This is a genomic window from Seleniivibrio sp. (assembly GCF_021209385.1).
Classification (GTDB): Bacteria; Chrysiogenota; Deferribacteres; order Deferribacterales; family Geovibrionaceae; genus Seleniivibrio.
This window is the reverse complement of sequence record NZ_JAJOIL010000020.1, coordinates 1-9,355: the sequence shown is the minus strand read 5'-3', so window position 1 is coordinate 9,355 and position 9,355 is coordinate 1. Positions and strand designations below refer to the sequence as shown.

Genomic DNA, 9,355 nt, shown 5'->3' with positions numbered 1-9,355 from the left:
TCGATCAGGAGAGCGCACAGTCATCTATCACTATGATAGACAGCGCGCTGAACAAAATATCCAGTGCAAGAGCGACAATCGGTGCTCAGATCAACAGACTTGAGTACACCATCACCGGTCTTGACACCACAAGAGAGAACCTGACAGCTTCCGAATCCAGAATACGCGACCTTGATATGGCTTCTGAAATGTCAGACTTCACCAAAAACCAGATACTCAGCCAGGCTGGCGTTGCCATGATTTCTCAGGCAAATTCCCAGTCTCAGCTTGCTCTCCAGCTTCTCGACTAAGAGCAGAGTTACGAAATATCAGGAGCGGACCTTCGGGTCCGCTCAGGTTTAAGGCAGAAAAAAGACTGCAATGAACCTGAGCGGATCGTTGTCGTTCGCTTTTTTTTTATTATTTTTTAATATATAAATACCTAATAAATAACAATATTTTTTTAAACTCAAAAAAATTTCAAAAAAATCCTTTAAAGTTTCCATTTCGCCGTGACGATACTAATACCACAACAGAAGAATATGAAAGGTACTGAAACACTCAGGCCGATGACTGTAGGAAATACAGCATCGGTCTTTTTTGTTTTCAGTTACAGTTTGAAGCGAATAACTTTACAGAGAGGTTAAAAGACAGACTTCAATTCATATCGGGCATAGGGCATTTTGCTCTGGAACAACAGTTTAATAAGAACAGCCATAAAACAGCCACCGGCACGGAGGTCGGTGATCATTACACGGAGGTAATACCATGGCACTTACAGTTTACACGAACACGAACTCTCTCGTTGCGCAGAGTTATGTAAATCAGACAAGCAACAACATTTCCAAAAACCTTGAAAGACTTTCCTCAGGTCTCAGAATCAACAGCGCGGCTGACGACGCATCAGGTCTCGCAATATCTGAGAAACTGCGCGGGCAGATATCCGGTCTTAAAAGAGCTTCCATGAACGCCCAGGACGGTATTTCAATGCTTCAGACTGCTGAAGGTGGTCTCGCTACCATTCAGGAAATGACTCAGAGAATGAGAGAGCTCGCTGTTCAGGCTTCCAACGGCGTGTACACATCAAGCGACCGTTCAGAGATCCAGAAAGAAGTGGATCAGCTCAAAGAAGAGATCGACCGTGTTGCTTCATCAACAGAATTCAACACCAAGAAACTGCTGAACGGTGACGCAACTGCCCTTTGGTCGACAGACAAAACATCTGCTATCGACGTAAATGTCACAGGCAAAGTTGCGGAAGGCAACTATAACCTGAACATCGAAGTTGAAGCGGGAAAGAACTACGTCTATAAAACAGACGTTATGACACTCAACGACGACGCTGTCGGCGGTGAGATCACCACTGCCGCAGGAACAGACAACACCACTAATGTTGGCAATGTTTCAGACATCAAAACTGTTGCAACATCAGGTACAAGCTACTACACAGTAACAGTAGGCGAAACAGCAGTGGAAAACACTTCTGCTTCCGTAACTGCTACTTACGCTCAGGCAGGATCAAGCTTCTCTGTTACATCCGCCGCTGCGAACTCTACTGACTTCTCAGATTCAGGATACCTTGAGATCAAGTTTGACGAAAACTTCACTACTACATCTACAGGTACTGCAGCTGTTTCAGTGAGATTCGTCAACGCGAAAACAGGCGAAGCAAGCGACTGGGCCGACACCACCATCAACGTTGGCGGCAGCACTATAACCGTTACAGGTCTTGCTACAGGCGCAACAGATGCAGACGGAGACGCACTGACAATCGATACAACAATCGACCTCGGTGCTGCCGGCAATATCCAGAAAGGCGACAAGATACTTCTGAGCATATCCGGTGACTCCACAGGCGCAGGCGTCGCTACATCAGGCGGCGGTACTATACAGATATCCGGCGGACCTTCCGGTCAGGCAGGACCCACTCTGCAATACACCGCTACAAACTCTCTGACTAAAGCAGATAACGGCGACGATACCATCGATTACAACAACGTAACCGTTTACTATGCCGCTCTTGATGAATCTACAGGTAACCTTGACATAGGTTCCATGACAATGAACTTCAAAGAAGCGAGCAACAACGCCGGTACTCCTACAGGTCTTACAGACACAGGTTCTTTCGACCTTGAAGTAAGAGGCGGCGGAGACATCGCCACATCAGCTACCAAACTGAGAGACGTTGCACTGTTCACAACTGACGACGGACGTAACATTTTCGACCAGACTCAGGAACTGACAATCTACGGTAACGGCACTTCACAGACCATCTACCTTGAAGGTGACGATACTATCTCTGACTTTGAAACAAAAGTTACAGATGCCATCAAAGCTCTCGGAATGGGTGCAGACAGCTCAGTAAGCGACACAGTTTCAGACGTTAACAACAACCTTGTTAACTATGTAACTACAGAAAAAGACAACTCCAACGAAGCTGTTGAAGGTACTTTCGTTATCCAGACAGCTAAACTCGGGGTTGACAGCCAGCTGTCCTTCGTAGGTGATGAAAACCTCATCAACGCTCTTTCACTGGCACAAATACAGAAAGGCGAAAACAGCGAACTGACAGTTACAGTTACAGACGCCCACACAGGTAAAACTGTGGGTTCCGACAAGGTTAACGACTACACTCTGAAAAACGTTATCGCAGGCGTAAACGTCAATATAGACAGCGCAGTCGGTCTTGACATCTCTTGGGACGACACTAAGAAAACAATGAAGTTTGCCGCAGGCGAAGCCGAAGACATAAAACTTCACCTTGTTGACAACTCCACAGAGCTTCAGATCGGTGCGAACGAAGGTCAGACCATCAACACAAGCATCGCTCAGGCAGACACAGACGCACTTGGTCTCGCAGATGTGCTTATGGTCGATCAGGAGAGCGCTCAATCAGCTATAACAGCTATCGACGCAGCGCTGAACAAAGTTTCCAGTGCAAGAGCGACAATCGGTGCTCAGATCAACAGACTTGAGTACACCATCACCGGTCTTGACACTACAAGAGAGAACCTGACAGCTTCCGAATCCAGAATACGCGACCTTGATATGGCTTCTGAAATGTCAGACTTCACCAAAAACCAGATACTCAGCCAGGCCGGCGTTGCCATGATTTCTCAGGCAAATTCCCAGTCTCAGCTGGCTCTTCAGCTCCTCAGCTAAGAGTAAAATCACAGAATATAAAAAAGCGGATCTTCGGATCCGCTTTTTTTTATGTTTAAGTAAAGAAATCAGACTGCTTCGTAAGTCTGCGACTTTCTCGCAGAGACAGGTTTTTTTCCGCTCAGTCACGATACCAGCTCGGTGTTTAGAACCGAGCAGTTCAAGGCGAAATATAAAAAATATGCGCAGTGTACTGATGTGTACATGAGCAATATTTTTATATTTCAACGAAGAAATGCGAAGTGTTATAAACGCCGATATGACGCAGTAGTGCGCCGCATAAAAGACACGATATTAATTAGCGGTGTTGACTTCGCGCAGCCCGTCTATGGTCTTTATCTTGCGGATAACACTCTCAAGCTCGCTCTTGTTGCGAACCTCTATGCTGAAATCCTGCGAGGAAAGCCCGTCTTTGTCCCGTTTGGACGACAGTTCGAGGATATTGAGCCCCATCTCTTTAAGCACGGTGGTGAGCGCACTCAAAACACCCGGCTTATCGACTATGGAAGTGTGTATGCGCACGGGCATCTTGTAGCTTTTTCTGGAATCCCACTGTACGTCCACCAACCTTTCGTCGCTGAACGCAGTGTTTTTCAGATTCGTACAGTCCACCCTGTGAACGACGATACCGCGTCCGCGGCTGATATAGCCCACAACGTCGTCGCCGGGAAGAGGCGTACAGCATTTGGCTATCTTGACCATTACGTCGTCGATACCCTCTATAATGAAAGGTGTACTTGTCTTTCTGGGAGCATCTTTCGGCGGTGTTTTCTGTATGTCTTCAAGTCTTTGCGGAGAGGCAGGTTCGGAGAACACATGCACCACCTGTTTCGGTGAAACACGCCCGAAGCCCACAGAGAGGAATATCTCCTCTTCGTCCCTCAGTTTGAATCGCTCTATTATCTTCCTGATATTATCAGGCTTGTTGAATATCTCCCGCACGTCCAGCCCTGCGTTGGTGAACTCTTTGTCCAGCAGGTCGAACCCGACGGTATGTCCCATATCCGTATCTATCTTACGCAGAGCCGCACGGATACGGTTTTTCGCTTTGCTGGTCTTAACGAAGTTCAGCCAGTCGCGGCTTGGTTTGTGGTCTTCACCAAGAATGATGGACACTCTGTCGCCGTTGCGCAGTTTGTATTTCAGCGGGACTATGCGTCCGTCAACTTTGGCGCCTTTGCATTTGTTGCCTACGTCGGTGTGAATGTTGTATGCGAAATCCACAGGGGTTGACCCGACGGGCAGTTCCATAACATCGCCTTTGGGTGTGAAAACATATATCTGCGTGGGCAGCACATCTTCTTTAAGTGCTTCCACGAGGTCTTCGGGGCTGTGCAGTTCGTGCTGTTCCAGAAGCTGACGAAGCCATTTAAAGGCTTTGTCCTCCTGCGGATCAAACGGTCTGCCCTCTTTATATTTCCAGTGAGCGGCGATACCTTTTTCCGCAATGCTGTGCATCTCCTGCGTACGAATCTGAAACTCAACGGTTATCCCTTTTGGTCCGATGATAGTGGTATGCAGCGACTGATAAAGATTCGCCTTCGGCATGGCGATATAATCCTTGAACCTGTGCTGAATGGGTTTCCACATGTTATGCATTATGCCCATCGCCGCATAGCAGGAGGGTATATCCTCAACAAGAACGCGCAGAGCCAGAAGGTCGTATATCTCTTCAAAAGAGACCTTCTTCTTTATCATCTTATTGTAAATACTGTAAAAGTGCTTTGGTCTTCCGGAGACGACGGCCTTGATATGGTGCTTTTCAAGCTCCACGACCACAGTCTCCTTTATCTCCGCAAGGTATTGCTCCCTTTCGCCCCTTTTCAGCTTAACCTTTTCATAGATATCATAGTAAGCGTCGGGATTCAGGATACGGAAACACATGTCCTCAAGCTCCCACTTGATCCACGCGATACCGAGTCTGTGCGCCATTGGCGCATAGATATCCATTGTTTCACGGGCTATGCGCTGTTTCTTCTCTTCCGCCAGATAGTCCAGCGTGCGCATATTATGAAGCCTGTCTGCAAGTTTTATTATTATCACCCGCACGTCCTTGGACATGGAAATGAGCATTTTACGGAAATTCTCAGCCTGTTTCTCCTCTGCGGATTTAAATATTATCTTGCCTATTTTGGACACACCTTCAACGATGAAGGCAACGTCCTGTCCGAAGAGTTCGCTTATCTCTTCAAATGTGGCGTCGGTATCTTCTATGGTGTCATGGAGCAGACCGCCGATAACGGTATCCACATCCATGTTCATCTGAGCAAGGATATAAGCTACGTTCAGAGGGTGCGAAAGGTAGGGTTCGCCGCTCTTTCTGAGCTGTCCTCTGTGTTTCTGCGCTGCATAAATATATGCCTTATGCACACGGTCAAACCCTTCGGCAATGCCGTTTGCTGTGAGCATATCCTGTATGTCCATAAGACGGATCACACGATTGGTTGCCATTCTTCCTCCGCCGGTTTCAGATCTTTCAGCACAAGCTGAATATAGCGTCCGCCGTAGTACCCGTTTACAACCGGGGTGAACACCACGTCGAATACTTCGTTTCCGGCAACTATCTTTTCATAGCTCTTCATATTGTAGCCGATGCAGTCGAACGTACGTCCGTTCTTTTCCAGAAACATCTTAAGGTGCATGCCGTCCCTGCCGACATATGTTGCTGGCTGGTATTTGCGTACGTTCTTCATGCAGAAAACCGGCTCGCGGTTTCCCGCGCCGTATGGTTCCATTCTCTCTATCATCTTCATAAAATCGGCATTCAGGCTCTCCGGTTCTATGAATGAATCTATCTTAAGCTCAGCTACAAAATCGTCCTCAGTGAGACTTTCGTCAACAGCCGTGTGAAAACGTTTTTGCAGACTGGTGATGTGTTCTTCTGAAATCTTCAGTCCTGCCGCGTATTTATGTCCGCCGAAAGAGAGCAGAATATCCTGAAGCTGTTCAAGTCCTTTGTAAAGGTCGAACGACGGGATACTCCTTCCCGATCCTTTGCCTACACCGTCGTCAAACGTAAGTACGATGGCAGGCATGTGGTATCTCTCCACAAGCCTTGATGCGACTATTCCGATAACACCCTGATGCCACTCTTTAGAATAAAGCACCAGTCCTTTATATTTTTCGTTCAGGCGGTTCTTTTCAACACGCTTGAATGATTCCTCTATTATGTCCTTCTCAATCTCCTGCCTGTCCTTGTTTTCGCGGTCAAGCTCGTCGGCAAGGAATTTTGCCTGCGCTCTGTCGGAGGTGATGAGAAGTCTCAATCCCTTGTCGGAATTGCCAAGCCTGCCCACCGCGTTTATACGGGGCGCAAGCCCGAACCCTACGTGGGTGGTCGTAACCTTTCCGCCGTCAACCCCGGCAACCCGCTTAAGCTCCTTGAGACCCGCGCGGCAGTCCTTGCCGGAAAGTATCTCAAGTCCGTGTCGGACGAATATTCTGTTCTCTCCAGTAAGCGGAACCACGTCGGCAATGGTGCCGAGTGTCACAAGGTCGAGATATTTCTTTATGTTAGGGGTTCTTTCGCCGAATTTGCCCATGTCGTTCATCTTTGAGCGGAGCGCCATAACAACCTTGAAAGCCACTCCCACACCGGAAAAGCATTTGAAAGGGCTGGTGTCGTCCTCCCGCATAGGGTTAACCACTGCGCAGGCGTCCTCCGGAATTCTTTCCGAAGGCTGATGGTGATCGGTAACTATGACCTTCATGCCCATCCGCACGGCATGGGAAACCTCGGTCTCAGCGTTTATCCCGCAGTCAACTGTTATTATAAGCTTAACACCTGAAGATGCTATCTCATCAATGGCGGCGATATTGAGTCCGTATCCCTCTTCCAGTCTGTTGGGGATGTAATACATCACATCCGCTCCGACCTCGCTTAAAAAGTGGTACATAAGAGCCACCGACGTAACGCCGTCAACGTCGTAATCCCCGTAAACGCAGATTTTTTCGTGATTCTGAATGGCAAGAGCGATATGTTCAGCCGCTTTACCCATATCTTTCATAAGAAAAGGCGAAGTCAGTCCGGTGAGCGGTGTTTCAAAATATGCCTGAAGGGCGCCCGGTTCCACTATACCGCGTTTATACAGAACCTCAGTGATACAGTCCGTAAGACCGAACTGACCCGACAGCTCTTTTATGAGCAGTTTCTCCGAACGGAGATAGACCCATTTATATTTTTGGCTCCGATATGTGAGACCCGGCATCTTTCTTTCCTTTCATACTGTCCGCAATCATATATTATTATCCCAAAACACTTTTATTGCAAGACAATTAATGAATAACGGAAGAAAACAGGGTATCAGGGGAGGAACTTAACAGGTTTTACAGGTTTGTATGATTTCGGCACAGGAAGCGTTTCCGGCTGGCTCATGCTGGAGGCGTCCACCATCATGCTGTCGATAACTTTTCCGTTTGAATCGTAAGCGGTGAGTTCATACCTGTTTACACTGCCGTTGTTAAAAAGATTCAGCGCAAACCAGGAAATAACCAGCACGAATGCAACGTACCAGTATCTCATATATTTTCCGCCGAAGTATTGATTGAAGCGTTTCATGTTCATGGGGCTATATATAATCCAAAAGTTTTCTTTTTACCAGCAGAAAAATCAGTTAAGAGGAATCCGCACGGTGAATTCGGTACCCAGTCCTTCCGTGCTTTTAAACTGTATCGTACCCTTGTACCTGTTGACAGCGATATCGTAAACAAGTGCCAATCCCTGTCCCGTGCCTCTGCCCACCTCTTTTGTGGTAAACCCCGGGTCAAAAACGCGCTTGTAATCCTGCTTCTTAATGCCTATTCCGTTGTCAGCTATCTTCAGCTCGAAAAAATCTTTAGTATATCTGGTTGAAACGGTAATAATGCCTTTCGTGCCGTCCGCCTCGCTCTTTTTACGCACTGCATAGGCTGCGTTCACAAGCAGATTCAGTATCATCTGCCCTATTTCGTCCGCATAGCACCTGAGAACACCCTGCTGCTGCGCAAGTTTAAGTTCCATTTCGCAATAAGGGCGCCACTTGTCACGGGTGAGCAGTACGCAGTTTTTCACCAGTGAATCAATGACAATGTGTTCCTTTTCAATATTGTCTTTCTGGGTTATGGATGCCAGTGCGTTCAGAATCTCCGTCAGTTCGTTGATACTCTTTTCCGCCTCAATTACATGGGGCAGAAGTTCGCTGGTGGCGATGGCTCCGCATCTGTTCGGACACTCCTGAAGTGCCTGAACGGCGGATTTCAATGTGGATGTTATCTCTGCGGAGGCGCTTCCCATCCGGATCGGAAGACTAAGCGCTATCTCACCTATTGATTCAAGATGCTGAACGTGTCCAAGCCTTCGCTCAAGCATCTTTTCCCTTGTGATATCAAACATTATTACGAATCTGTGTCTCTGGCTCTGCAGCCACACCTCTATACTGAAAACCCTTATCGGCACAACACCGCCTCTGGTTTCCATCAGTTTTTCCTCGTTGCTGCCCGCTCTGTCCGCCAGCTCGAAAAGCCCCATAGGTCTTGAACCCGTGTCATCGTAAAATACCGGTTCCTGCGTTCGCTCCTCACCGTTTAAAAAAGGCAGAAACTCTTTCGCTCTGCGGTTGTATTCCTCAATGGTGCCTGTCTCCATGTTCAGAACAAGCGCTGCTCCGGCTATGCCTTCAAGAAGGGCGCTGCGGAACGATTCACTCTCCGCAAGTCTTATGCCGGCGTTCACTGTTGCTTTTTCACAGCTCTCGCGGAACCCGCGATTCGCATACTCTTTGTACTCGCTCATGAAACCGAGCTCAACATGGTCAAAGTAGCGTTTCATAAAAGAACGGCACAGGCGGCAGTCCTCTTCCTCCGTGCTGTGCAGCTGTATAAGATCTTCGTAGGATTGGCGGATATATTTAAAGATACCGAAAAATATCACGACATCAAGTTTATGGCGCAGAAATAATTTCGCCTGATTTATGCCGAACTGGGCGTAGGGATCACCGGAAAAATCTGCATGGGGTATAGTGCCACCCCTTGTCAAGACAGCATAAGTTGAATTCTTAATGTGTTTTATTAATTCCCGAATTCTTTACATCATTTCATTTTGTTAGTAGCTTCTTCCACCACCTGGTAGACATCAGACAAGCATCACCTACCTTTAGGGTGCTTTGTCTTGCATTGACAACCACCGTCTTTTTTAGCACTGATTATTTGTTCCATAATCAACGATTTCCCGTTAGTC

At 47.5% G+C, this 9,355-nt stretch carries 6 protein-coding genes; 2 read left to right on the top strand and 4 right to left on the bottom strand.

Features of this window, described 5'->3' with window-relative positions; genetic code table 11:
- Positions 1-290: flagellin (locus LRY47_RS05685; protein ID WP_295223360.1), on the top strand; the 290-nt coding region annotated here is incomplete at its 5' end.
- Between the two features lie 457 nt (positions 291-747).
- Complete coding sequence (locus LRY47_RS05680; protein WP_295223359.1) at positions 748-3,141, top strand: flagellin; 2,394 nt, start codon at positions 748-750, stop codon at positions 3,139-3,141.
- Positions 3,142-3,435: 294 nt separating this feature from the next.
- Here the strand turns inward: LRY47_RS05680 and LRY47_RS05675 are convergent, their stop codons facing one another.
- From LRY47_RS05675 to LRY47_RS05660, 4 genes are all read right to left on the bottom strand, one after another.
- Positions 3,436-5,592: a bifunctional (p)ppGpp synthetase/guanosine-3',5'-bis(diphosphate) 3'-pyrophosphohydrolase gene (locus LRY47_RS05675; protein WP_295223358.1), complete on the bottom strand. Its 2,157-nt coding sequence runs from the start codon at positions 5,590-5,592 to the stop codon at positions 3,436-3,438.
- Positions 5,574-7,349, bottom strand: coding sequence for a single-stranded-DNA-specific exonuclease RecJ (recJ, locus tag LRY47_RS05670; protein ID WP_295223357.1), 1,776 nt, complete (start codon positions 7,347-7,349; stop codon positions 5,574-5,576). The genes LRY47_RS05675 and recJ overlap by 19 nt, the downstream gene beginning before the upstream one ends.
- 95 nt (positions 7,350-7,444) lie before the next feature.
- Positions 7,445-7,705, bottom strand: a complete 261-nt coding sequence (locus tag LRY47_RS05665) for a hypothetical protein (RefSeq protein WP_295223356.1) — start codon at positions 7,703-7,705, stop codon at positions 7,445-7,447.
- 45 nt (positions 7,706-7,750) lie between these two features.
- Positions 7,751-9,154 (bottom strand): ATP-binding protein, encoded by a 1,404-nt coding sequence (locus tag LRY47_RS05660; RefSeq protein WP_295223355.1) that lies wholly within the window; start codon positions 9,152-9,154, stop codon positions 7,751-7,753.
- Between the last annotated feature and the right edge of the window lie 201 nt (positions 9,155-9,355).

What these genes read in the sequence shown, in the direction of transcription:
- LRY47_RS05665 (WP_295223356.1), bottom strand. Translation starts at nt 7,705, where the DNA reads ATGAACATGAAACGCTTCAATCAATACTTCGGCGGAAAATATATGAGA.
- LRY47_RS05680 (WP_295223359.1), top strand. Translation starts at nt 748, where the DNA reads ATGGCACTTACAGTTTACACGAACACGAACTCTCTCGTTGCGCAGAGT.
- LRY47_RS05675 (WP_295223358.1), bottom strand. Translation starts at nt 5,592, where the DNA reads ATGGCAACCAATCGTGTGATCCGTCTTATGGACATACAGGATATGCTC.
- recJ (WP_295223357.1), bottom strand. Translation starts at nt 7,349, where the DNA reads ATGCCGGGTCTCACATATCGGAGCCAAAAATATAAATGGGTCTATCTC.